General features: G+C 59.4%; 21 protein-coding genes and 4 pseudogenes. 11 read left to right on the forward strand and 14 right to left on the reverse strand.

Annotation, left to right across the window (positions count from 1 at the left end):
* Positions 1-347: 347 nt before the first annotated feature.
* Positions 348-863, reverse strand: a pseudogene (locus tag LOX95_RS14360) (IS6 family transposase); the annotation flags it as partial.
* 69 nt (positions 864-932) lie between these two features.
* Here LOX95_RS14360 and LOX95_RS13830 point away from each other — a divergent pair.
* Both LOX95_RS13830 and LOX95_RS13835 read left to right on the forward strand, forming a co-directional pair.
* Positions 933-1,160: pseudogene (locus LOX95_RS13830) on the forward strand (transposase); the annotation flags it as partial.
* Between the two features lie 506 nt (positions 1,161-1,666).
* Positions 1,667-7,204 carry an autotransporter-associated beta strand repeat-containing protein gene (locus LOX95_RS13835; protein WP_242915592.1) on the forward strand — a complete coding sequence of 1,846 codons (5,538 nt, stop codon included), beginning with the start codon at positions 1,667-1,669 and terminating at the stop codon, positions 7,202-7,204.
* Positions 7,205-7,360: 156 nt separating this feature from the next.
* On the opposite strand, the gene LOX95_RS13840 is transcribed toward LOX95_RS13835, so the two are convergent.
* Positions 7,361-8,053: an IS6 family transposase gene (locus tag LOX95_RS13840; protein WP_242915594.1), complete on the reverse strand. Its 693-nt coding sequence runs from the start codon at positions 8,051-8,053 to the stop codon at positions 7,361-7,363.
* 279 nt (positions 8,054-8,332) lie between these two features.
* Here LOX95_RS13840 and LOX95_RS13845 point away from each other — a divergent pair, with 279 nt between their 5' ends.
* From LOX95_RS13845 to LOX95_RS13865, 5 genes are all read left to right on the forward strand, one after another.
* A complete protein-coding gene (locus LOX95_RS13845; RefSeq protein WP_242915596.1) occupies positions 8,333-8,671 on the forward strand; it encodes an ATP dependent DNA ligase in 339 nt (112 codons plus the stop codon).
* Positions 8,649-9,410 (forward strand): non-homologous end-joining DNA ligase, encoded by a 762-nt coding sequence (gene ligD / locus LOX95_RS13850; protein ID WP_242915598.1) that lies wholly within the window; start codon positions 8,649-8,651, stop codon positions 9,408-9,410. Before LOX95_RS13845 ends, ligD begins: the two co-directional genes overlap by 23 nt.
* Positions 9,411-9,790: 380 nt before the next feature.
* Positions 9,791-10,129, forward strand: a complete 339-nt coding sequence (locus tag LOX95_RS13855; RefSeq protein ID WP_242915600.1) for a hypothetical protein — start codon at positions 9,791-9,793, stop codon at positions 10,127-10,129.
* Positions 10,130-10,164: 35 nt separating this feature from the next.
* Entirely contained in the window at positions 10,165-10,791 is a 627-nt protein-coding gene (locus LOX95_RS13860) for a hypothetical protein (protein ID WP_242915602.1), read from the forward strand.
* A gap of 89 nt (positions 10,792-10,880) precedes the next feature.
* Positions 10,881-11,006, forward strand: coding sequence for a DUF4113 domain-containing protein (locus tag LOX95_RS13865; RefSeq protein WP_242915604.1), 126 nt, complete (start codon positions 10,881-10,883; stop codon positions 11,004-11,006).
* Between the two features lie 87 nt (positions 11,007-11,093).
* Here LOX95_RS13865 and LOX95_RS13870 read toward each other — a convergent pair whose 3' ends face one another.
* Positions 11,094-11,786: an IS6 family transposase gene (locus LOX95_RS13870; RefSeq protein ID WP_242915606.1), complete on the reverse strand. Its 693-nt coding sequence runs from the start codon at positions 11,784-11,786 to the stop codon at positions 11,094-11,096.
* 316 nt (positions 11,787-12,102) lie between these two features.
* On the opposite strand from LOX95_RS13870, the gene LOX95_RS13875 reads away from it, so the two are divergent.
* Positions 12,103-12,333 carry a helix-turn-helix domain-containing protein gene (locus LOX95_RS13875; RefSeq protein ID WP_242915608.1) on the forward strand — a complete coding sequence of 77 codons (231 nt, stop codon included), beginning with the start codon at positions 12,103-12,105 and terminating at the stop codon, positions 12,331-12,333.
* On the opposite strand, the gene LOX95_RS13880 is transcribed toward LOX95_RS13875, so the two are convergent.
* Positions 12,299-12,559 (reverse strand): hypothetical protein, encoded by a 261-nt coding sequence (locus tag LOX95_RS13880; protein WP_242915609.1) that lies wholly within the window; start codon positions 12,557-12,559, stop codon positions 12,299-12,301. The genes LOX95_RS13875 and LOX95_RS13880 overlap by 35 nt on opposite strands.
* A gap of 214 nt (positions 12,560-12,773) precedes the next feature.
* Here LOX95_RS13880 and LOX95_RS13885 point away from each other — a divergent pair.
* A pseudogene (locus LOX95_RS13885) lies at positions 12,774-13,025 on the forward strand (integrase core domain-containing protein); the annotation flags it as partial.
* A gap of 45 nt (positions 13,026-13,070) precedes the next feature.
* Here LOX95_RS13885 and LOX95_RS13890 read toward each other — a convergent pair.
* The 4 genes from LOX95_RS13890 to LOX95_RS13905 are packed head-to-tail and all read right to left on the reverse strand — an operon-like array spanning position 13,071 to position 17,219.
* Entirely contained in the window at positions 13,071-13,367 is a 297-nt protein-coding gene (locus LOX95_RS13890) for a hypothetical protein (protein WP_242915611.1), read from the reverse strand.
* Positions 13,367-15,913, reverse strand: coding sequence for a cbb3-type cytochrome c oxidase subunit I (locus tag LOX95_RS13895; RefSeq protein ID WP_242915613.1), 2,547 nt, complete (start codon positions 15,911-15,913; stop codon positions 13,367-13,369). The genes LOX95_RS13890 and LOX95_RS13895 overlap by 1 nt, the downstream gene beginning before the upstream one ends.
* The gene (gene coxB, locus LOX95_RS13900) at positions 15,910-16,845 is read right to left on the reverse strand and encodes a cytochrome c oxidase subunit II (RefSeq protein ID WP_242915615.1); all 936 of its coding nucleotides are present in this window, start codon (positions 16,843-16,845) and stop codon (positions 15,910-15,912) included. The genes LOX95_RS13895 and coxB overlap by 4 nt, the downstream gene beginning before the upstream one ends.
* Positions 16,845-17,219 carry a c-type cytochrome gene (locus LOX95_RS13905; RefSeq protein ID WP_242915617.1) on the reverse strand — a complete coding sequence of 125 codons (375 nt, stop codon included), beginning with the start codon at positions 17,217-17,219 and terminating at the stop codon, positions 16,845-16,847. Before LOX95_RS13905 ends, coxB begins: the two co-directional genes overlap by 1 nt.
* Before the next feature lie 120 nt (positions 17,220-17,339).
* Between LOX95_RS13905 and LOX95_RS13910 the strand changes: the two genes are divergently transcribed.
* Positions 17,340-18,092 (forward strand): c-type cytochrome, encoded by a 753-nt coding sequence (locus LOX95_RS13910; RefSeq protein ID WP_242915619.1) that lies wholly within the window; start codon positions 17,340-17,342, stop codon positions 18,090-18,092.
* Here LOX95_RS13910 and LOX95_RS13915 read toward each other — a convergent pair.
* The 6 genes from LOX95_RS13915 to LOX95_RS13940 all read right to left on the reverse strand — a co-directional run bounded on the left by LOX95_RS13915 (position 18,089) and on the right by LOX95_RS13940 (position 22,710).
* Positions 18,089-18,799 carry a cytochrome b gene (locus LOX95_RS13915; RefSeq protein ID WP_242915620.1) on the reverse strand — a complete coding sequence of 237 codons (711 nt, stop codon included), beginning with the start codon at positions 18,797-18,799 and terminating at the stop codon, positions 18,089-18,091. The two genes, LOX95_RS13910 and LOX95_RS13915, sit on opposite strands and share 4 nt — an antisense overlap.
* Positions 18,796-19,515 carry a cytochrome c oxidase assembly protein gene (locus LOX95_RS13920; protein ID WP_242915622.1) on the reverse strand — a complete coding sequence of 240 codons (720 nt, stop codon included), beginning with the start codon at positions 19,513-19,515 and terminating at the stop codon, positions 18,796-18,798. The genes LOX95_RS13915 and LOX95_RS13920 overlap by 4 nt, the downstream gene beginning before the upstream one ends.
* 126 nt (positions 19,516-19,641) lie before the next feature.
* Complete coding sequence (locus tag LOX95_RS13925) at positions 19,642-20,952, reverse strand: PQQ-dependent sugar dehydrogenase (RefSeq protein WP_242915624.1); 1,311 nt, start codon at positions 20,950-20,952, stop codon at positions 19,642-19,644.
* Positions 20,949-21,365, reverse strand: a complete 417-nt coding sequence (locus LOX95_RS13930; RefSeq protein WP_242915626.1) for a DUF2231 domain-containing protein — start codon at positions 21,363-21,365, stop codon at positions 20,949-20,951. Before LOX95_RS13930 ends, LOX95_RS13925 begins: the two co-directional genes overlap by 4 nt.
* Before the next feature lie 449 nt (positions 21,366-21,814).
* Positions 21,815-22,507, reverse strand: coding sequence for an IS6 family transposase (locus LOX95_RS13935; protein WP_242915627.1), 693 nt, complete (start codon positions 22,505-22,507; stop codon positions 21,815-21,817).
* Positions 22,504-22,710, reverse strand: coding sequence for a hypothetical protein (locus tag LOX95_RS13940; protein WP_242915640.1), 207 nt, complete (start codon positions 22,708-22,710; stop codon positions 22,504-22,506). The genes LOX95_RS13935 and LOX95_RS13940 overlap by 4 nt, the downstream gene beginning before the upstream one ends.
* On the opposite strand from LOX95_RS13940, the pseudogene LOX95_RS13945 reads away from it, so the two are divergent.
* Positions 22,657-22,782: pseudogene (locus tag LOX95_RS13945) on the forward strand (IS110 family transposase); the annotation flags it as partial. The gene LOX95_RS13940 and the pseudogene LOX95_RS13945 sit on opposite strands and share 54 nt — an antisense overlap.
* Between the last annotated feature and the right edge of the window lie 71 nt (positions 22,783-22,853).

Raw genomic sequence — 22,853 nt, forward strand, 5'->3', positions numbered from 1 at the left:
GATGATGATCAGGTAGTGGCCGCAGGCTGGGAAAACCCGAGGTACTGTCGGAGCCTTGAGCTCGATAGCCTGATTGGGACCTGGTCCAGCGGACTCCATCAGGGCCAGCGGCCATCGACGCCGCACAAACAGGCCGGACAGATGACCGCAACACCCAGATCGTCACTTCAAACCAGATTCACCCTTGCAGTGCAGGGGCCGTCCACAGATGACAGCACCCTCTGTGCTAATGGCGACGCCCCGTCAACACTAACTCTCACGCGTGTGAAGATTATTAGAATGGGCCTGCCTCAAAGGCGCTGTCAGCTTAACTGAGCGAGGTCGAAAGCTCCCTACCCTGCTCATTTTCAGACAACAGCCGCCGCCCAAGCGGTATCCACATCAACACGAAAGCGTCGAAGTGTCGGCCTGCTGATCAAATGGCATTGGATGGTGAAGGTATTGTAGATCGCTGCGTGTGTGGTGAGGAATCTTTGCGCTGAGGCTTGGGATTTGAACCTCTGCTACTGCCTCTCTCGTCGCGGGATCGGCAGGTGCGAGTTCTCAACGCGGTTGTTATCTCGAAGCCGACCGTGACGATGAAGGCACCGTAGTTCCAGCTGATGAAGCGCCGCACCGTACGATGCCAGCCCATCAGTTGTGATGCTTTCGGGCTCAACTGGTTGATTGCGTAATAGACGCTTGAGCAGCTTCAAAACCGCCTCTGTGTCCCGTCGGCGCTGGACCATAACGTCTAAAACCTCGCCTTGGTCATCGACAGCACGCCATAGATACATGCGTCGCCCGCCAATCTTGCAAACCATCTCATCAAGATGCCAGCGGTCTGTTGGCGACACTTTCCGCTTCTTCAAACGCCGTGCAATCAATGTGACGGGACCCCCTGAAACTCCTCCAGGAATAGTTAGAGTCCGCCCTAACGAAGGACGGACAGAATGAAGCGATCAAGGTTCACGGAAGAGCAGATCATCGGGATCCTGCGGGAGCAGGAGGCCGGAGTGACGACGGCGGAGGTGTGTAGACGTCACGGGGTCAGCTCGGCGACCTTTTACAAATGGAAGGCCAAGTTCGGCGGGCTCGACGTGTCGGAGGCTCGGCGGTTGAAGTCGCTTGAAGACGAGAACGCCCGGCTTAAGCGGATGTTGGCGGACGCGATGCTGGAGCTGCGCAGGCCGCCCTATTGCCAACCCAACCAATCTCTACTCAAATCAATCTCGGACTCTCGTTATAGCTGGATGAGAAACGGGGGTCACGTCACGGCGGCAGTGATATTTTTGTACCGAGATATCGTAGTTATGAGACGCTGGGAAAAGTTTTTGGCCGCTTTTTGAGACGGGCAGAGAACTATCGAAATTAATAGTTTCGCTAAACCAATTTTCGTTGACGAAACCGTCAATAAGATGCACGCCCGCACAATATAGCTGCGCTTAAGAACAAGGTTGAGTCAGCCAGGATCACAAATGTGCAGGCATACCGTCCACGGCTTCGCCGGACCGTATGTCGATCGAAGGATAGCATGTCAAAAGTAACGGTTTCAGCATCGCGCACGCAGCTTTGGACCACAACCGCCCTTGTGGCTGCGTCGAACGCTATGACCTTGCGCCGTGCCTCGCGCTGGCCGTTAGTCGCATCAACGATGATCGCCCTTGCAAGCACGGGGCTGATCTCCATGCCCTCTCATGCCTTCGCCCAAGACATCAATCTGGGTGCTTATGGCGATACATACGACATCAGCGCCACTGGAAACCAATATATCGGCTCCTTAAGTGGTGTGGCCGGCACATCGGTCATCCTTGGCCCAAACATCTTGACCACCAGCAGCGCAACCAGCACGACATTTGCAGGTGTAATCAGCGGCTCTGGTCGCCTTGCCAAATATGGCGCGGGTACTTTGACGCTGACCGGTGCCAACACCTATACTGGCGGCACGATCATCTACGCAGGCACACTCGCGATCGGTATCGGCGGCTCCATGAGTTCCAGCAACCGGGTCGATCTTGCTAACGAGGCCAAGTTCGATATTTCGGCCGCCAACGCACCCCAATCGATCGGTTCCCTGTCTGGCTCTGCCGGTACCGAAGTGCTGTTGGGGGGCAACACCCTCACCCTCAACCAGACTAACTCCAGCACCTACTACGGCGTGATCAGCGGCTCGGGCAGCCTCATCAAAAACGGTACAGCTCTCCTGGTCCTTAACGGTGCCAACACCTATACCGGCGACACAGTCATCAATGCAGGTTCCCTGCAAATTGGCGGTGGTGGCTCCACAGGCTCGGTCGCCGGAAACATTGTCAACAACGCGTACCTGGCTTTTGCTCGCGGCAATGACATCAGTTACGGCGGCGTGATCAGCGGCTCGGGCAGCCTCATCAAGGCTGGTGTGGGCATCCTGACCCTGACCGGTGCCAACACCTATACCGGCGACACGACCATCAATGCAGGCACACTTGCGATTGGCATCGGAGGCTCCCTGAGGTCTGGCAGCGATGTCTCTCTTTATAATGCAGCCAAGTTCGATATTTCGGCCGCCAACGCACCCCAATCGATAGGTTCCCTGTCTGGCTCTGCCGGTACTGAGGTGCTGTTGGGGGGCAACACCCTCACCCTCAACCAGACTAACTCCAGTATCTACCACGGCGTGATCAGCGGCTCGGGCAGCCTCATCAAGGCTGGTATGGGCATCCTGACCCTGACCGGAGGATGGGGCGGGAGCGCCGAAATTACGGCCGGGACACTACAGTTCGGACAGACGGCCAGCCAGAATCCGGCCTATGCGTCCAAGGCCCATACTCTATCCGGAAACCTGAAGGTCACCGGTGCAGGCAGCACCCTGTTCATCGCCGGCAGTGACACCGTGACGGTTGCTGGCGATGTGCAGTTTGCGGCCCCGTCCAATCTTTCCATCCATGCCGGTGCCAGCGGCCCGTCTCTGATAGCCAATACCTTGAACCTGGGGGCAGGCAGCACGTTCAACATCAGCGGCATCAGTGATCCCAGCGTCCTGCCCAAGGTGTTGATCGACACCCAAAACGGCATCACCGGCGACTTTGGCACAGTAACCATCGGCGGCTTTAATGGCACGGTCGACTATCTGACCCTCGTCACGCATTTGTCTGATGACAGTAAACAGTATCTCGCTCGATATGGTCTGAACTGGTCCTCTGGCACCCCCCAGTCACACGGTACCTTTACGCTGTCGGATGCCACCGACCACTTTACAGTGGCTGTCGCACTGAGCGATCAGGCTTCCAACGCAGGCTGGGACGGCAAGAGCCTCACCAAGGCCGGTGCCGGCACCTTGGTCCTGAACGCCGACAACACCTATACCGGTGGCACCACCATTAGCGGCGGCACGCTGCAACTGGGCGCTGGCGGCACCACGGGTTCTGTGCTGGGCAATATCGCAAACAACGGCAATCTGGAGGTCAACCGCTCGAATGCCTTTAACTTTGCCAATGTGATTTCCGGCTCCGGCTCTGTGGTTCAGACGGGCAGCGGTACCCTGATCCTTACCGGCAACAACACCTATACCGGCGGCACCTTCATCAATTCCGGCACACTGCAACTGGGGAATGGCGGCACGACGGGGGCTGTTGTGGGCGATATTGCCAACGACGGCGTTCTGGCGGTCAACCTATTGGGGGGTGTCAATATTGGCGGGGTTATCTCCGGTACCGGCTCGGTTGTTCAGGCAGGCACCGGCACGCTGACCCTTACGGGCACCAACACCTATAGCGGCGGCACAGTGCTCGAGAACGGCACGCTCTCGGTGTCGCAGGATGCCAATCTGGGTCAGGCCCACGGAGCCCTAAACTTTAAAGGCGGCCGCTTACAGATCACCGGCACCGACTTTGCCAGCACGAACCGCAACATTACGCTCGACTTCAATACGGGCGGTCTGGACATTGTCGAAGCGGGTCACAGCTTCACCCTGAACGGCAACATCACCGGTCCGGGCAACGTGCTCAAGCGCGGTGCGGGTACTCTGGTGCTGACAGGCCAGAACAGCTTTGGCCGTCTCCGCATTGAAAACGGCAAGGTCGTCGCCAACAGTGCCTCGCTGGGAAACATTGCCGATCTGGCCTTTGCCTCCTCGGCCCTCAGCCTGTCCGACACCGGCAACGGCCTTTATGCCGGTATGGTAACGGGCGCGGGCCAGTTGAGCCTCGATGGTTCCGGCACAGTGCTGCTGACTGGAAACAGCTCGGCCTTTAACGGCACCACGACCCTTAACAGCGGCACGCTGCTGGTGGGCAACAGCGCGGGCCAAGGCGCGCTCGGCGGCGCGATCAACGTATTGAACGGTACCACTCTGGGCGGCTCGGGCACCATCGGTTCGGGCTCTAGCTCCACCGTGACGATCGCCTCGGGCGGCACCCTGTCGCCGGGTAACTCGATTGGCACCTTGAACGTCTATGGCGATCTGGATCTGCAGGCCGGATCGTTCCTGAACATGGAACTGGGCCGCCCCGGTGCCTTGCAAAACACCCCCGGCACCAGCGATCGCGTCAATGTCGCAGGTGACCTGACCCTGAACGGCACGCTGAACCTGACCCAGAGCGGCACTGCCGCCGAGGGGGACTTTAGTTTCGGCTATTACCGCCTGATGACCTATGGCGGCACCTTGAGCGGCAACGGCCTGACCCTCGGCCAGTCGCCTGCCCTTGCCGGAGCTTCGACCCCGCAGATCATCGCAGGCAACGGGAATGTGGACCTGTTCATCTCCGCCATCGGTGATGACGCCTTACAGCACTGGCAGGGCGGCGATGGCGTCTGGAACGCCAGCAACAGCCAGTGGCTGAACCAGAACGGAACCGCTGCGGCCAACTGGGCCGGCAACCATGCTGTGTTCCGCAATCCGGATGCAGCCACCAGCGGCGGCACCATTACTCTCGTCGGAGCCCAGTCCTTCAAGGGCCTGCAGTTCGTCGATAACGGCTACCGTCTGGAAGGGACCGGATCTCTGGTCACCGATAGCGCAGGTTCGGAAATCCGCGTCCTCGCCGACAGTGCGACGATTGCCGCGGCCATCACCGGCACCGGCGGCATCACCAAGACACAGGGCGGCACCCTGATCCTGACGGGCACCAACACCTATAGCGGTGGCACCACGATCAAGGACGGTGTGATCTCGGTCACCCAAAACGCCAATCTGGGTCAGGCCAACGGCGCACTGACATTCGACGGCGGCGCGCTACAAATCAACGGCACCGCCCTTGGCAGCATGGATCGCAACATCACGCTGGGCACCAATGGCGGAGCTTTGGATCTTGTCGCGGCCAACCACAGCCTGACTTTGAACGGCACTATCACCGGTGCGGGCACCCTGCTCAAACAGGGCGCAGGCACTCTGGTCCTCACGGGCCAGAACAGCTTTGGCGGCATCAGCATCGAAGAAGGCAAACTGATCGCCCAGACTACATCTCTGGCGAACCAGGTCGATCTGGCCAATGCCTCCACGATCCTCAGCCTCACCGACACCGTCAACAGCCATTACGCCGGTATTCTGTCGGGCACGGGCCAGTTCAACATGGACGGCAATGGCACGGTACTGCTTACCGGCGACAGCTCGGCATTTGGCGGCACCGCCACCCTTAACAGCGGCACGCTTCTGGTGGGCGACAGCTCGGGCCAAGGTGCCCTCGGCGGCTCGTTCAACGTGCTGAACGGTGCCACTCTGGGTGGCTCGGGCACCATCGGTTCGGGCGCGGGCTCGCTCGTGACCATCGCGTCTGGAGCGACCCTGTCACCAGGCAACTCGATCGGCACCTTGAGCGTCAATGGCGATCTTCTAATCCAGAAGGGCGCGCGTTATGTGGTCGAGGTCACCCCCGGCGGCTTTGCCAGTGATCTGGTCAGGGTCAACGGCACAGCCACCCTTAACGGCGGCACGGTGGCACATATCGGTGCCAGCGGTAGTTATGACCTGCGCTCGACCTATACCATCCTGTCGGCAACCAGCCTGAGCGGCACGTTCGACGCGGTCACTTCCGACTTCGCCTTCCTGACCCCGACCCTGACCTATGACAACAGCCGCGTTACGCTTGATCTGAAGCGCAATGACCTTGAGTTCGCCTCGGCGGCCAAGGGCCGCAATCAGGTGCGAACCGCGCGCGCTATCGAGAGCATCGGCTTCAATACCGGCCACGCTGTCTATGATACGATTGCCCAGATGGCCGATGACAAAACCGCCATCCGTTCGGCATTTGACCAGTTGTCGGGCGAGCTGCACGCATCGGCCCGCGCGATACAGATCGAAGACAGCCGCTTTGTACGTAATGCGGCCAATGACCGTCTGCGCTCTGCCTTTGGGCAGGCAGGCAGTTCCGACGCGCCGGTGCTAGCCTATGCCGCCAACGGTTCGCAGGTCGCGGTGGATGCCACCTATGACGGCGCAGCCTTCTGGGCCCAGAGCTTCGGTTCGTGGGGCAGCTTCGATAACGATACCAATAGCATCGAACTGGAGCGCCAGATCGGCGGAGCCCTGCTTGGCGGCGACGTCCGCCTGAAAGACTGGCGTCTCGGCGTCATCGCCGGTTACAGCCAGTCCGAGGTCAAGGCAGAGCGCCAGAAGGCGACCTCCGACAACACCACCCTTGGGGTGTATGCCGGTGGCCAATGGGGCAAACTTGCCCTGCGCGCCGGTCTGGCCCAGTCGTGGCACGATATCGAGACACAGCGCTCGGTGCTGATCACCGGCCTGTCAGACTATCTGCAAGCCGATTACAGCGCCACCACGCGTCAGGCCTTCATCGAGACCGGCTATGCCCTGATCTCGCGCGAGAAACAGCAGATGGAGGCCTTTGCTAATCTGGCGCAGGTCCGCGCAAGCTCCGATGCCTTCAGCGAAGACGGTGACGCCGCCGCCCTTGATATTGATCAGATGGATGCGGACGTGACATTCGCGACGCTGGGCCTGAGGGCGGCACGCCAGATTGCCATGGGCGAAACGTCCGGCAAGCTGCGCGCGACGGCCGGTTGGCGTTATGCGTCGGGCGATACCGCGACACAGAACCTGCAAGCCTTCTCGGCAGGTGACGCATTCACCATCACCGGTGCCCCCATCGCCAAGAACGCTGCCGTTATCGAAACCGGATTGGATGTGCGCTTCAACGCCAACACCACATTCGGCCTGACCTATACCGGCCAGTTCTCCAACTCCGCCCAGGACCACGGCTTCAACGCCCGCCTGTCCATCAACTTCTGATCCCAAGCAAGCAGGGCCAGCACAACCGCTGGCCCTGCTTCTTTGCGACCATCAAGCCAACCGCGATGTGACGTGACCCCCTGATACTCGCGCGCTACCCGGCTGGAACCGTCAAGTTAACTGGCCACAGTCAATAACCCCCTACCCTCCTCATTTTCAGACGACAGCCGCCGCCCAAGCAGCATCTACATCGACGCGAAAACGCCGAAGTGTGGATCGACTGATCAGATGACGTTGGATATTGAAGGCGTTGTAGATCGCTGCGTGAGTTGTGAGAAATCTCTGCGCTGAGGCTTGGGATTTGAACCTCTGCTGCTGTCGTTCCCGTCGTCGGATCGGCAGATGCGAGTTCTCAACACGGTTGTTATCTCGAAGCCGACCAGGGCGATGAAGGTGCCGCAGTTCCAACTGATCAAGCGCCGCACCGTACGATGCCAGTCCATCCGTTGTGATGCTATCCGGCTCGACAGGTTGGTTGCGTAAAAGACGTTTGATCAGCTTCAAAGCCGCCTCTGTGTCCCGCCGACGCTGGACGATGACGTCTAAAACCTCACCTTCGTCGTCGACTGCACGCCACAGATACATGCGCCGGCCACCGATCTTGCAAACCATCTCATCGAGATGCCAACGGCCTGTCGGAGGTGTTCTCCGCTTTTTCAGCCGCCGTGCAATCATAGGCCCAAACTTGATCGTCCAGCACCGGATCGTTTCATAACTGACGTCAATTCCACGCTGCGCCATTAGTTCCTCGACATCGCGGAAGCTGAGGCTGAAACGAAAGTACAGCCACACGGCATGACGGATCACTTCGGCTGGAAAGCGGTGTCGCTTAAACGATAACGGCTTCATAAAACGCCTTCTCCACCAATGGCTTGCAGCCTTCGAAGTGGCGCACCTTTAGCGTTAGACTGACAGCACCATCGCAAGGCAGAACTGGAAAAGCGTTTAGCTAAAGCCAAGGGCGCTATCCGGTATGTCGAACATTTCCAGACGACAGGGAACGCGCTCTTGCAATCAGCCTGTCGGCTCGATCTCGAGGGGATTATCTCTAAGCACTTGAATTCACCTTATCGCTCTGGTCGCAGTGACGATTGGGTTAAGTCGAAATGCCGACAAGGGCAGGAAGTTGTGAGCGCTGGATGGGCGACGACGGGCAAAAACTTCCGATCGCTGATCGCGGGGGTATATCGTGAAGGTAGGCTGGAGCATGTGGGCCGGATCGGCACCGGCTTTAGCCGTAAGACCGTCGAGCAACTCATGCCCAAACTAAAGGCCATCGAGACGGCCAAGAGCCCCTTCCCCGATAGCCCCAAATCCATTGCAGGGGTCCACTGGGTCAAGCCCGTGCTGGTCGCCGAAATCGCCTTTGAAGGCTTTACCGGATCTGGTTCGATTCGACAGGCCTCGTTTAAAGGACTGCGTGAGGACAAGGCCCCCAAAGGTCTTGTGGCCCGCGACCAAAGATAGGCTCGCCATCACCAAACGCGATCTGGCTGAATATTACGAGCGCGTCGGCGAGAAGATGCTGGAACACATCCGGGGTCGACCTTGCTCCATCATCCGTATGCCCGATGGGATCGCGGGCAAGAGCTTCTTTCAAAGACATCCCGTTAAGGGCCAATCACCGCTGATCGAAGCCGTCGAGATCAAGGGTGATCCCAAGCCCTATATCCGCATAGATACCGTCGAGGGTTTGATTGCGGCAGCGCAGTTTGCGGCCGTCGAAATCCACCCCTGGAACTGTGTGCCCTATCAGCACGACAAGGCAGAACGTCTGATCTTTGACCTCGACCCTGCACCGGACATTGGTTTCGAAGAGGTCATCATAGCGGCCAAAGAAGTCCGCGACCGGTTGAAAGAATTGGGCCTCGAAAGTCACTGCAAGACGACAGGAGGTAAAGGACTGCATGTCACCACCTATGTCGAGCACCTTGATATGGACTGGACAGAAGCCAAGGGCTTCGCCCGTGAGTTCGCCCGCGTGATGGCGGTAAACGCACCCGACCGCTGTCTGATAAGCATGTCAAAAGAGGCACGCAAAGGACGCATCTTCATCGACTACCTACGCAACGATCGTAAAGCGACCGCTGTTGCACCCTACTCCCCTCGCGGACGACCGGGCGCTCCTGTCTCGATGCCATTGAGTTGGAGCCAGATCCGCAAAGGCCTTGATCCATGCCGCTATCGCATTGAGCCTATGAGGTAAATGGCTGATTGGGTGCCGCGCCGTAAGGCGTCAGACTTTTCGTGTGTAATACTTTCAGGCTCAATCGGCTGGTTCAGATAAAGGCATTTAAGCAACTTCACCGCAGCCCTGTATCTCGTCGTCGCGGGACAAAAATCTAAACCTCACCTTCATTATGACCGCACGTCTTTCTCCATCAGAAGATGCCGAGGGAACGTAGTCATTAAGCTAAGGCAATCGATCGCTTCAGTATGCAGAAAGCAATAAGCGCAATGGCCAAGTTATAGAGCCAGCTCAAAGGATCCTCCGAGGGTATTGGTTCCCAATTTTCACTTCTTAACCGTTCGGAACAAAATCACCTCTTTTTACCTTTCATTCCTATAATTTTTGGAGGTGTGACTATGAAATGGCTAATACCCACTATCGTGTCTTCCGGCTTGTTGCTTGCTGCCTGCGGTAACGATAATTCTTCTGACCGTGGCAGTGTTGAAGGACCAGTTGTTTCTCCGTCCGAAGCTCCACGTAATCCTGCCATCGGCGATGCAAATACCTCTACCCTAACGCCCGGTGCGAACTCCTTCACCGAAGGACAAGCTAGAGCGGCGATCGAAGGCCAAGGCTTCACAGACATCGGACCCCTGACCCAAGACAGCGAGGGCATTTGGTCGGCAACGGCGACGAAGAACGGAAACAGCACCACGGTATCTGTCGATTATAAGGGCACTGTAGTTTCCAAATAACAGACATATATCATTGGAATTTTTCGAGGTTTACCATGGAAACGATTACTCGACTTTTCGATCACCACACGAATGCACTCGCGGCCGTGTCGGCACTTGAAGCGGCGGGCTACAGCGCCTCCGACATCAGCATCGTATCCAATAATGCTGACAATTGGCATGCAGGCCATCAACACCAAAACGATGCGGTCTTGTCGGATGACGATAACGAAGCGGCCGAAGGAGCTGGCAAAGGTGCCGTGACAGGTGGTGCTCTTGGAGCAGGTGCCGGTATTCTAGCGGGTCTGGGTATGCTGGCTATTCCGGGTCTTGGCCCAGTTGTTGCCGCAGGCTGGCTGGCATCTGCAGCCGTAGGGGCCGCTGTCGGGGCTGCGGCTGGTGGAGCAACGGGCGGGCTGCTAGGCGCGCTTAAGGATGCGGGTCACAGCGATGAGGACGCCCACATCTATGCAGAAGCTGTACGACGTGGCGGCACGCTAGTCAGCGTAAAAGTCCCTGAGCATAAGCGGGACCAGGCTGAAAGCATTTTGGCGTCTCATCAAAGTTTCGATGCCTCGACGCGCGGTGTTACCTACCGTGAGGAGGGATGGGAGCGATTTGACGAGAAGTCAGCCCCCTACACCTTAGATCAGATCAACGCTGAGCGGGCGCGATACCGCTAAGCTTTTATAAGGCCCCCGGAAACGGGGGCCTTATTTAATTTGGGCCACTTTTGCGTGTTGAGTGCGGCCTTTGACGCTATCAATGCGGGATGCGACCGCAACATGCTGGCAAGGCGGGCGTGACCTATCAGCGGTCCTGGTCATTGAAGCAAGACCTACGCAGCCCGCGCTGGACGACGCGGCTGGACGAGGTGCCGACCGTGATGGCTAGGTGAATATAAGGCCATGCCCGGGCAGCATCTATCCCGACGGTGCTGTCATGTTAACTGAGCGAAGTCGAAAGATCCCTCCCCTGCTCATTTTCAGACCACGGCCGCCTCCCACGCGGCATTCGCTTCAGCGCGAAAGCAACGAAGTGTGGGTCTGCTGATCAAATGGCGCTGGAAGTTGAAGGTGTTGTAGATCGAGGCGTGGGTGGTGAGAAATCTCTGGGCTGAGGCTTGGGATTTGAACCTATGATGCTGCCGCTCCCGTCGTCGGATCGGCAGATGTGAGTTCTCAACACGGTTGTTGTCACGAAGCCTGCCAGGGCGATGCAGATGGCGCAGTTCCAACTGATCGAGTGCCGCACCGTACGAGGCCAACCCGTCCGTCGTGATGGTTTCTGGCTCGACCGGTTGATTGCGCAAAAGACGTCTGATCAGCTTCAAAGCCGCCTCTGTGTCCCGCTGGCGCTGGACAACGACGTCTAAAACCTCGCCTTCGTCGTCGACTGCGCGCCACAGATACATGCGCCGTCCTCCGATCTTGCAGACCATTTCATCGAGATGCCAACGGCCTGTCGGAGGCACTCTCCGCTTCTTCAGCCGCCGTGCAATCAGAGGCCCGAACTTGATCGTCCAGCACCGGATCGTTTCGTAGCTGACGTCAATTCCGCGTTGCGCCATCAGTTCCTCGACGTCGCGGAAGCTAAGATTAAAGCGAAAGTACAACCACACGGCATGACGGATCACTTCGCCTGGAAAGCGGTGTCGCTTAAACGATAGCGGTTTCATAAAACGCCTTCTCCACCAATGGCTTGCAGCCTTCGAAGTGGAGCACCTTTAGCGTTATACTGACAGCACCACCCCGATTGCTCCGTACTTTCGGAACTTCCCCTTAGTATCCGAGAAGGTGATGTTCGAGTAATAGCAAGATGCTGATGCCGTCTCGATCCCAAGATCATCCAGTATGACTTTGAAGCCAGCCACTGCCCCTCCATTGCGTTGAATAACTCATCCTATGAGTCTCTTTGGTGAGGGACTGGTCGCTCAGATATCGCTGGCAAGTCAACCAAAATGAGACTCATCGTCTGTCGCCCGATCAGATGCATTGCACGCATCTGCACCTATGGATGTTTGCCAAAAACTCGGACTGCGCGTGCAGCAGCTGCGCCAAGCCAAGGGCTGGTCACAAGACGAGTTTGCACATCGCGCAAACCTGCACCGCACCTATGTCTCGGGTGTTGAACGCGGTATCCGCAATCCCACCATTACCGTTTTGGAAAAACTCGCCTCAGGTCTTGAAATCACGCTGAGCGACTTGGTGGCCCTGGAAGAATAGGTCGCGAGCGGCGATCCAGCACTTCCATGGCTTGCGCCAAGGTTTTGGCGTCTTGCAGATAGCTTTGCAGGCAACCGGCAGCACTAGATAGTTCTAGCAGTTCAAGGTCGGTCGAGAGACTCACTGCATACTCGGCCAAATGCCCCGCAAAAACGCCCAGCCGAAACTTCGCCTCCAGCGCATCATCGCGATCGAACATGCCTTGGTACAAATCATCTGAGGTCATGCTCTGACTACCGCTCTGGTCGCACGCGAAGTCCACTCCAAAGTAAGGTGACTTCTTCCTCGACCCGAGCTGACAGTGGCTTCGCATTTAGAACGCGACATTCCTGCAGCCATGCAAGTGCCCGAGGGGAACAGGATACCCAGACAACGTTCGCGCGGTCTGCGATCGCTTCTTGAATAAGAACCGCCGACCAGATCATAAGTCAGTGGCGACCGAAAGCTTCAATGGCAGCCTGCGCGACGAACTCCTGAACGAGGAGATCTTCGACACCCTGGACGACGCCCGCCGGAAGCTGGCGCTCTGGCGATACGATTACAACGCGGTCATACCGCATTCCTCGCTTGGGAACCAGACGCCGCTCGAAGCGCGCCGGACGCTTGAGCAATTTGAGGGTTCCGCGCCCGGCGCGCTTGCCCAGAACGACAGACCCGACTACCAATCTCAAACCCGCAGACTCTCGTCATGAACGAGGGACCCAAGGGGGGCAGGTCACTATCGAACGAAGTGCCCTTCAAAACGCCAGAGGGACGGCTTGCCAGACGATGGATAGAGCCGAGACGCCAGCGGCAGCCAAAGCCAGCTTTCGCTCCCAACGTCCGTCAGCCTCATCATCGTCGCCACGGATAATCCACGCCGCGATCGCCGCCACCAGTCCCAGACAGCCGAGCGTAAAAATGACCCCGACTACTCGCGAGACGGGATCGCTGGCGGAGGTGTACAGGTCCGCGATGCTGGAGATGGCGTACAGGCCCACGAAATGCAGCGCCCACACCATCAGACTGCCCAGCAGTTTGAGCCAGCGCGACATTATAACCCGCCCCCCGGGAACAGACGGATCAACAGGATGGAAAGGGCGGCCTGTACGGCGGTGAAGGTAAGAAAAAGGCAGATCACATCCACAGTGGTGGGCCGATCAGGCGAGACGTAGCCAAACCCCCGACGCAGAAGCAGATAGAGCGCCATCAGCGCACTGATGGCGCAAAACACCGCCGACCATGCCAGCAGAGCAAACACCGAGGCTCCCTGCGAGGATATCTCGGGATCCAGACCTTGTACCGCCCACGCCTGAAACTCGTTGACGATCGCCACGCCCGCCAGCGTCGCACCGACCAGTACAAACACGGTCGTCATCGTCTCGGCCCGCTTTCTGAACTGCCTAAGCACTTTGGGTGCCAGCAGGCTCGCAGCCGCTGCTGCCGCCAGCAGGCCCACGTTCAGTATCAGGGACGACAGCTCCGGTGGGGCCTGCCAAAGATCAGGACGTCGGCTCCACAGGAAAATATAGGAAAATGCCGCCAGCAGGCACACCATGCCCGATACGATCAGCAGCAGGACCATCGCCCACCAACCGTGTCCTGACGAACCCGATACATAGTTGGGCAGTCGTATACCTTCGCCGATATCGGTCGAGCGCCGCTTGTGGGGCATGTCCAGCGACCAGCACCAGCGCATGATGCAGAACACCGCCAGCACGCCGCTGACCACCGCTGCCGCATAGGCCTGCACGGTCAGGATCAGGAAGAATCCGGCTGTAAATACTGCGCCAAAAACGTGCCATGGGGACGGGCGCGCAATCCGCAGAACATATTGCGGCTCGGCGTTCAGGGGGCTGGTGACCAGTGTTTGCCGCTCGCCATTTTTGGCCCCCGGCAACAGCCAACGCCCCTGTTTGACCTGCTCCGCCAGTTCCGGCTGGTCCCACAGCGGATAGAGGCTCTTCACGACCGGAATGGAGCGCACCGAATAATAGTCGCTGGGAAGCCATTCCAGCCCCGGCCCGTCGTGGATGTTCCCGACCTCGCGCCGGCCGAACGGACGGAAGTTGCGGAACATATCGATCACCCACAACAACACGGCCAGCCCGAACAGGAAGGCTCCGATAGTCGAAATGATGTTCGGCAGGGCCAGATCGGCATCGGGCAGATAGGTGTAGACCCGCCGCGGCATACCCATCAGGCCCGATAGGTGCATCGGCAGAAAGGCGATGTTGTGCCCCGCGAACATCAGCCAGAAAATCCAGCGCCCCCAACGCTCGCTAAGCGTTCGCGAACTGGACATCGGAAACCAGTAATAGATCGCGGCGAACAGAGGAAACACCATGCCGCCAATCAACACATAGTGCAGGTGGGCGACGATGAAGTAGCTATCGTGAGCCTGAAGGTCGAAGGGCACCATGGCGACCATCACGCCAGACAGCCCCCCCATGACGAAGATGACCAATCCACCGACGGCGAATAATCCCGGCGTGGAAAACCTCATCTTTCCGGCGGCAATGGTGGCGATCCAAGCAAAGACCTGCACCCCGGCAGGCAGGCTGACCGCCATCGATGCCGCGCTGAAATAGTTGATGCTGATCTGCGGCATACCGGTGGTGAACATGTGGTGCGCCCACACGCCAAAACTTATGAAACCTGTCGCCAGCATGGCCATGACCACCAGCGAATGTCCGACCAGTCGGGTACGCGCCATGGCGGGAATAATGGTCGACATGGCCCCCGCAGCCGGCAGGAAGATGATGTAGACCTCGGGATGGCCGAAGAACCAGAACAGGTGCTGCCACAACATCGGGTCCCCGCCTTTCAGTGGGTCGAAGAATGGCCAGTTCAGTGCCCGTTCCAACTCCAGCAACAGCGTGGCCAGAATAATGGATGGAAAGGCGATGATGATCATGCACGCAAAGATCAGCATGGCCCATGCAAAGATGGGCAGCTTGTCCAGCGTCATTCCCGGGGCACGGGTTTTCAACACACCGACAATGATCTCGATGGCACCGGCAATCGCCGAGATTTCGATAAATCCGATCCCCAGCAACCAGAAATCGGCGTTAATTCCCGGCGAATAGGTTTTGCCCGTCAGCGGCGGATACATGAACCAGCCGCCGTTCGGTGCCAGACCGAAAAACAGCGAACAGAAGAACGCCAGCCCACCGATCAGATAGGCCCAAAAGGCATAGGCCCCAAGTCGGGGGAACGGCAGATCGCGGGCCCCCAGAATCTGCGGCAGCAGCAGGACGGCCAGAGCTTCGACAGCGGGCACCGCAAACAGGAACATCATCACCGTGCCGTGCATGGTGAAAATCTGGTTGTAGGTCTCCTGTGGCAGGATACCGGCCATCGGCAGGGCCAGCTGGGTGCGCATCAACAGGGCCAGCGTGCCCGCCAAGATGAAGAACAACATCGCCGCCCCGACATAGTAGATGCCGATGATGTTGTTGTTGATGGCCGTGATCCATTCGCCCGCACGGCGTGGTGGACACCATGCGGCCTCCAGCTCCTCGAGCTCGCCTTCGGGACGCGGCCCTTGCGACGGAAAGCGGTCATATTTTCGGGTATCGAAACCGGTCTCCGGGGTCATTTGAGGCTTTCCAGATAAGCGGAAATGTCCTGCAACTCCTGACCCGTCATCACCGGATAGGACGGCATCCGGTTACCGGGCTTGATCGCCTGACTATCCGAAATCCAGCCCGCCATCGTGCCCTGGTTATTGGGGAGTATGCCCGCGCCCAGTGTCCGTCTGGAGCCGACGTGTGTCAGGTCCGGCCCTGCCAGACCATTGGCCGAGGTGCCCCGTATGGTGTGACAGGCACCGCACCCTGCGGCGGTGAAAGTCTGCGCACCCGGAAGGCTGGACAGCGGAGCAGGCTGCGCCTGTCTGGCGCGCCAGACGTCATAGTCTTCTGGGGTATGGGCAATGACGACCAACCCCATAAGCGCATGGGGGCCGCCGCAATATTCCGCGCATTGGCCCGTATAGACCCCCGGCGTATCGGCCTGAATACGCATGAAGTTTCGCCGTCCGGGGATCATGTCTGTTTTGCCGCCCAAACGCGGAATCCACAGACTATGGATCACATCCGCGCTTTCCAGTTCGATGACGACCGGCTGGCCCGTGGGGATATGGACTTCATTGGCATCCTGAATGGCTTCGCGCCCTTCGGTGTCCAGATAGGCCACACGCCACCACCACATCTCGCCGGTGACCCGAACCCGCATTTCGCCCTCGTCTGCGGCGTCGGACAAGCGGGCCGTGGTCGCCAGTCCGTAGACCAAAAGCGCGCTGAGCACGACAACGGGAAAGGCAATACCGCCGATCCAGACCAAGCGTTCGGTCTGTAGTGATCGCCTGAAGCGCGGCGGTCCGAACAGGGCCACACCCAGCACCGCCACCACGATCAGAAAGACCGCCAGCCCCATCACAAACAGCACCCAGGCGACCGTCGTCAGCGGACCGGCAAACGGCCCTGCAGGGTCCAGAACAGGAGGCGGCCATCCGCTGCGGAAATCCATCAGTCGTCATCCAAGGTATAGAGAAAGGCCGCGACGTCACGCGCCTGACGGTCGTTCAAAGGCATGGCGGGCATAGCGGTACCGGGAACCAGAGACGGCGCATCCTGAATGAAGGCCCCCATGGCATCGGGCTGGTTGGGTATGCGCCCCGCGATCAGGGGCCGCGTGCCTATTCCGGCCAGCGGCGGGCCGCTGCGCCCCTTTGGCCAGCGGACCTGCGGGATATCGTGGCAGGCCGCGCATCCCGTTTCGCGCACCAGTTCCAGCCCGCGCGCCGCATCGGCTCCGGCCACCGTGCGTCGCGGATATTCAGGCTCCGCGCAGGATGCCAGTACGACCGGCACCGTCAGTGAAACGGCGCTTAGAAATCGCATGGGCGGATCATGGCGGCATTGGTCCTTTTTTCCGGCGACCCATAGGCAATCCCTTGCGCCCCGTGATGGTTCCGAGGCGGTCCTAAAGGAACTCCATTGGACGCACCGGATTGAAACAGTGTGCCAAACCTTGCCCCCGCCTCCCTGCTGCGATCACTTCTGTGGCCTGTCCTACTGGGCGTGGCCGGTTGCGATACTTCGTACGGAACGACGGACCAGCGGCTGTCCGCGACCGGCGAAGTCATCGCCATGGGCGGCGGGGCCGGAGGAGCCGCAAACGCCTGCTTTACCTGCCACGGGCTGGATGGCGGCGGCGACGGCATATCGGTGCCGCGTCTGGCCGGGCAGGATCTGGGCTATCTGCAAAAGCAAATGGAGGACTATGCCAGCGGCCTGCGCGCCGACCCTGTCATGACGCCCATAGCGCGCAGTTTGAGCCAACAGGACCGGAACCGTGTCGCGGCCTACTATGCCGCCATGCCCGCGCCTCAAACCGATCAAGCCTCGGGGATTGTGAGGCCCTTGATCTGGACCGGGGGCGATGCGGAGCGGGGTATCCCCTCCTGCGCCAGTTGCCACGGCTCCGATGGGCAAGGCGCAGGTGGGCAACCCGCTGTGGCCCGCCAGCCCGCCGCCTATACCATCGAGCAGATCGCGCGGTTCCAGTCCGGAGAGCGGCGCAATGATCCGCGCGGTGTGATGGCCACCGCCGCCCACGCTTTGACGCCGAACCAAACGCAAGCTATCGCCGACTGGCTGGCCGCCGTGCCTTTAAGACCTCCCGAAAATGACATCCAGCCGGACCAGACGGCCGTCGCCAAACCGGCCGGCACGCGTGAAATCAGGCGACCGGAACGCTCCGACGGCGGCTAGGGTCTGAACAGTCTGCGAAACTTGTCGCCGATGCCCGCCTCAAGCTTGCGCTCCCACGCTTTGAGGCGTCGCTGCCATCGGCTGCGTTTGGGCGAAGGCAGGGGCACGACAGGGATCATGGCGTGCAAAACGTCATCGCGGTCGATCAAATGATGTTTGATGGCCGCCCCTGCATGAATGGGGATCATCACCAGCAGGCTGACAATCAGCCCCCAGTGCATCCATTCGGCCATGGCCTCGATGGTCCAGAGCTGGCTGTTCGACAGGTTCTGCATCGGCAACATGGGCCAGGGAACGACGCCCCCCACATTCAATGGGGCATCTCGCGCAGTGGCCGACACCATGGCCCATCCCGTCAACGGCAGTCCGAACATACAGATATAGAAGACGTAATGGGTGATATGCGCCGCAACACTGGACCAGCCCGGTTTGTCCGCATCATTGATGAGATCAGGTGCCATGAGCCGCCATGTCAGACGCCCGATGACGAGCAGCAGCATCAGCAGACCGACTGCGAAATGAACCTCATAGGCCGCCACCTTGTCGCCGCCGACGGGCAGCCGCCCCATCCACCAGCCCCACGCCAACTGAAACACAATCAGCGCCACCATGGTCCAATGAAACCAGATGGCTACAGGCGAATAGCGGCCTTCGTCCTGATGACCTGCGGCCCACTCCAGTGCCTGTGCAATCAGGCGGTCTATCATACCTGCGTCCTGCGGGCGGGCTGCAGCAGCGCGCGCATCTTCAACAGCGCGACCAGCAGATAGGCGGCCGCGGCCGGTGCCCACATGATCAGGCCAGCCGACTGCTGATCCTCAAGGGGACCCAATCCCCACGCGGCACCGGAGGCGAAATGCGGCGCATAGAGCGGCTGGCCCGCAAAGACGATCAGCGCGCCAAGCAGGCCCATCAACAGCATGGCCGCCAAAAGCGCGACAATGGCGGCATGGGCAGACACACTGCGAACAGCCGCCCAGAACCACACCGATGACGCCAATATGCTGATCTGCATCAGCCAATAGACTCCGTCATGAGACAGCGCCTGCGCGTACAGAGACGGCGCGTGCCACAACCAAAAGACCAGCGCTTGAACCGCGGTGGCGGCCATCAGACGCGGCTTTTTCAGCAGCGGCAGACAAAGCGCCAGCAAGGGCGCGGCCGCCAGAACCAGCAAAAGATGGTGCAGCGTACGGGCCGTGAACAGCGCCGAGCTGAGAGCGCAAAGCGGCGATATGAAGCCAATGGCCAACACAAGCATCACACCGCCAAACACGCCGCGATCAGTTTGTTTAACCCGCCACATCCCTACACAGAACAAGGCCAGCAGCACGCCCAGCAAAATCGGGTCCGTATTCCAGCGACCCAGCACTTCGTCCGGCAGCGGCGCAGGTCCGCAATAGGGGCTCCAGTTACGATCCATAATGGCCAACCCACGCTGCGGCGCGCCACGGGTTCATCGCGGCGGCGGGTGCACCTTGGAACACGGGCGAGCGCCCGACGTCGCCGCGCCTGAGAAAGGGCGGCTTGTTGACCGCCCTGCCCCGGATCATTGGCCCGCGGCCGCAGCGCGCGGCGGTGTGACCTGCCAAACGGTATTGGACAGATCGTCCGCCACCAGAAGGATACGCCGCTGCGGATCGAACAATACACCCACCGGACGCCCGCGTGCTCGACCGTCTTCGGTCAGGAAGCCGGTCAGAAAGTCGACCTGATCTCCGGCAGGCCGACCGTTGGCAAACGGCACCCATGTGACCTTGTAGCCAGCCAGATCCTGACGATTCCAACTGCCGTGTTGGCCGACAAAGGCCCCTTCGACGAACGTGCCGCCAAACCCGCCGTCGCGTGCAAACGATAACCCCAATGCCGCCACATGCGCCCCGAGGGCATAGTCGGGCTTGAGAGCGGATGCGACCAGTTCAGGTTTTTGCGGGCGCACGCGCGGATCGACATTCTGGCCCCAGTAACTGTAGGGCCAGCCGTAAAATGCCCCATCGCGAACCTGTGTCAGGTAATCGGGCACCAACTGCGGACCGATCTCGTCCCGTTCGTTCACCACGCTCCACAGGGCGGAGGTGTTCGGCTCGATCGCCAGAGCGGTGGGATTGCGGATGCCCCGCGCGAGGGTACGGCGTGCGCCCGTTTCACGATCGATGGCCCATACCACGGCGCGCTCTTCCTCCACGGCCATGCCGCGTTCGCCCACATTCGAATTGGAGCCAATGCCCACATACAGCGTCGAGCCATCCGCACTGGCTGTCAGTGCCTTGGTCCAGTGATGATTGAGGGCCGAGGGGAGCTTGGTAACCTCTTCCGGCTCTGCCGAGGCTTGGGTCTGACCCTCGACATAGGGCACCCGCACCAGAGCGTCCTGCTCGGCGATATAGATGTAACCATCCACGAACGCCAAACCATAGGGAGCGTTCAGCGAGTCCAGAAACACTGTCCGCACGTCCGCGACACCATCACCATTAGAATCTCTGAGCAATGTCAGCCGGTTACCGCTCTCGACCTTGGTGTTGCCCTGCTTCTTGATGAACCCCGCGATGACATCCTTGGGCCGCAGGCGCGGAGCCCCGCCGCCTCGACCCTCGGCGACGAGTACATCTCCACTGGGCAGGACAAGCATCTGGCGCGGGATGTTCAGGCCGGTCGCCAGCGCTGTCACCGTGAACCCCTGCGGTGCCTGAGGCACGCTGTCGCCCCAGCCTACCGGCTTGGCAATCCGCATGGGCGGCAGCAGGGTCTCGCGAATTTCGGGCAGGTCGGGACGCGGCCCGGTCTCGTTAATTCCCTCGACGCTGCTGCCGCAGGCTGCCAGAGCGAGGACCGATACCATGGTCAAACAACGACGGATCATCGTACCGCTCCCTTATGCAGCGTGCCGGTATAGTGAAGTAGCCCTGCAACGAGCGCGCAGACGCAGCTCAGCACCGACAGGGTCATGCCCAGCGAACCGACCGAGCTCCACCCGTCCTGACTGTGTTTGAAGGCGTTGACCAAGCCGAACAGGCACATGGCCAACAGCAAGACGCTGTGAAGACTGTGCGTGAGCGAGCGGAATCTCAAAACCCCGAACAGGCTCCAGAGAAAGGCGATACCGCCGAAAACCAGCCCTCCCACAATCGCCCAAGCCGAGAAATTGCTCCACTGCAGTTCCTCGGTTTTCAGGTAGGCGATGTCTGTCAGCATGGCCTGGGTGAATAAGGCCACCGGAAACGCAAGGACCAGGCCATAGAGGCCTCGTCCGAAACTGGCGGGATGAGTGTACATAAGGCAGCCCCTTTTCTAACCCTCTCGGTCCGCCAGCCTCGAGCGGCGCGTGTCGGCCAGCTCACAAACCCGGACTCTCCGTAGCGAATTAATCGGCTCCGGCCCTATGGGTTCCTCAGTGATGGCTGGGGCACTTTGGCCGCCCATCATCCGACGCAATAAATGTAAGAAAATCAGGGAACCGTGGCCGTTACGAAGCGTTGCAGTGCGGCTTGTGTAGATGGCCCAGCCTAGGTACGCATAAGCCCAGTGAGAAAACCTTGTTACGGAGCGGTTAAAACCCGCTGATGGCGCTCTGGGGGGAGCCGCAGCGGTGCTGTCATCTGTGGACGGCCCCTGTACTGCAAGGGTGAATCTGGTTTGAAGTGACGATCTGGGTGTTGCGGTCATCTGTCCGGGTGTTGTCAGGTTAACTGAACCAAGCTGAAAGACCCCTACCCTGCGCGCTATCAGACGGTAGCGGCCGCCCATGCGGTATCCGCATCGGCGCGAAAGCGTCGAAGTGTCGGCCTGCTGATCAAATGGCGTTGGGTGCTGAAGGTGTTGTAGATCGCTGCGTGGGTGGTAAGAAATTTCTGGGCTGAGGCTTGAGATTTGAACCTCTGCTGCTGCCGTTCTCGTCGTCGGATCGGCAAATGAGAATTCTCAACGCGATTGTTGTCTCGAAGCCGACCAGGGCGATGAAGGTGCCGCAGTTCCAACTGATCCAGCGCCGCACCGTAGGATGCCAGCCCATCCGTTGTGATGGTTTCTGGCTCGACAGGTTGGTTGCGCAAAAGACGTCTGATCAAGTTCAAAGCTGCCTCCGCGTCCCGCCGGCGCTGGACGATGACGTCTAAAACCTCGCCTTCGTCGTCGACTGCGCGCCACAGATACATGCGTCGGCCACCGATCTTGCAAACCATCTCATCAAGATGCCAACGGCCTGTCGGGGACACTCTCCGTTTCTTCAGCCGCCGTGCAATCAGAGGCCCGAACTTGATCGTCCAGCACCGGATCGTTTCGTAGCTGACGTCAATTCCACGCTGCGCCATCAGCTCTTCGACATCACGGGAGCTGAGGCTAAAGCGAAAGTACAACCACACGGCATGACGGATCACTTCGCTTGGGAAGCGGTATCGCTTAAACGATAGCGGTTTCATAAAACGCCCTTCTCCACCAATGGCTTGCAGCCTTCGAAGTGGAGCACATTTAGCGTTAGACTGATGGGGTGGACGGCCCCTGTGTCCGGCGTCGAGTGCGCCATAGTGTGGTCGTTGTTGATGTGGCCACAGAACAGGAACCGTCCACCATGATGACTACCACGATCGGCCTCGACCTCGCCAAGAGCGTATTTCAGGTTCACGGCGTTAGCAGCGAAGGAGGGGTTACTGTTCGCCGGAAGCTGCGGCGTGCTGAACTCATGAGGTTCTTTAGGCTCAGGACCCATTGAATTGCGGCGTGCGATCTGATTCAGGCTCCTGAGGAGTCTGGATTATGAGCGATCTT

Source organism: Brevundimonas pishanensis (assembly GCF_022750635.1).
Classification (GTDB): domain Bacteria; phylum Pseudomonadota; class Alphaproteobacteria; order Caulobacterales; family Caulobacteraceae; genus Brevundimonas; species Brevundimonas pishanensis.

Bases quoted from the DNA above. Each gene is read 5' to 3' on its own strand.
- LOX95_RS13925 (WP_242915624.1), bottom strand. From the start codon at position 20,952: ATGATCCGTCGTTGTTTGACCATGGTATCGGTCCTCGCTCTGGCAGCC.
- LOX95_RS13860 (WP_242915602.1), top strand. From the start codon at position 10,165: ATGGAAACGATTACTCGACTTTTCGATCACCACACGAATGCACTCGCG.
- LOX95_RS13895 (WP_242915613.1), bottom strand. From the start codon at position 15,913: ATGACCCCGGAGACCGGTTTCGATACCCGAAAATATGACCGCTTTCCG.
- LOX95_RS13835 (WP_242915592.1), top strand. From the start codon at position 1,667: ATGCCCTCTCATGCCTTCGCCCAAGACATCAATCTGGGTGCTTATGGC.
- coxB (WP_242915615.1), bottom strand. From the start codon at position 16,845: ATGGATTTCCGCAGCGGATGGCCGCCTCCTGTTCTGGACCCTGCAGGG.
- LOX95_RS13880 (WP_242915609.1), bottom strand. From the start codon at position 12,559: ATGACCTCAGATGATTTGTACCAAGGCATGTTCGATCGCGATGATGCG.
- LOX95_RS13870 (WP_242915606.1), bottom strand. From the start codon at position 11,786: ATGAAACCGCTATCGTTTAAGCGACACCGCTTTCCAGGCGAAGTGATC.
- LOX95_RS13865 (WP_242915604.1), top strand. From the start codon at position 10,881: ATGCGACCGCAACATGCTGGCAAGGCGGGCGTGACCTATCAGCGGTCC.
- LOX95_RS13915 (WP_242915620.1), bottom strand. From the start codon at position 18,799: ATGATAGACCGCCTGATTGCACAGGCACTGGAGTGGGCCGCAGGTCAT.
- LOX95_RS13890 (WP_242915611.1), bottom strand. From the start codon at position 13,367: ATGTCGCGCTGGCTCAAACTGCTGGGCAGTCTGATGGTGTGGGCGCTG.
- LOX95_RS13930 (WP_242915626.1), bottom strand. From the start codon at position 21,365: ATGTACACTCATCCCGCCAGTTTCGGACGAGGCCTCTATGGCCTGGTC.
- LOX95_RS13920 (WP_242915622.1), bottom strand. From the start codon at position 19,515: ATGGATCGTAACTGGAGCCCCTATTGCGGACCTGCGCCGCTGCCGGAC.
- LOX95_RS13840 (WP_242915594.1), bottom strand. From the start codon at position 8,053: ATGAAGCCGTTATCGTTTAAGCGACACCGCTTTCCAGCCGAAGTGATC.
- LOX95_RS13905 (WP_242915617.1), bottom strand. From the start codon at position 17,219: ATGCGATTTCTAAGCGCCGTTTCACTGACGGTGCCGGTCGTACTGGCA.
- LOX95_RS13855 (WP_242915600.1), top strand. From the start codon at position 9,791: ATGAAATGGCTAATACCCACTATCGTGTCTTCCGGCTTGTTGCTTGCT.
- LOX95_RS13935 (WP_242915627.1), bottom strand. From the start codon at position 22,507: ATGAAACCGCTATCGTTTAAGCGATACCGCTTCCCAAGCGAAGTGATC.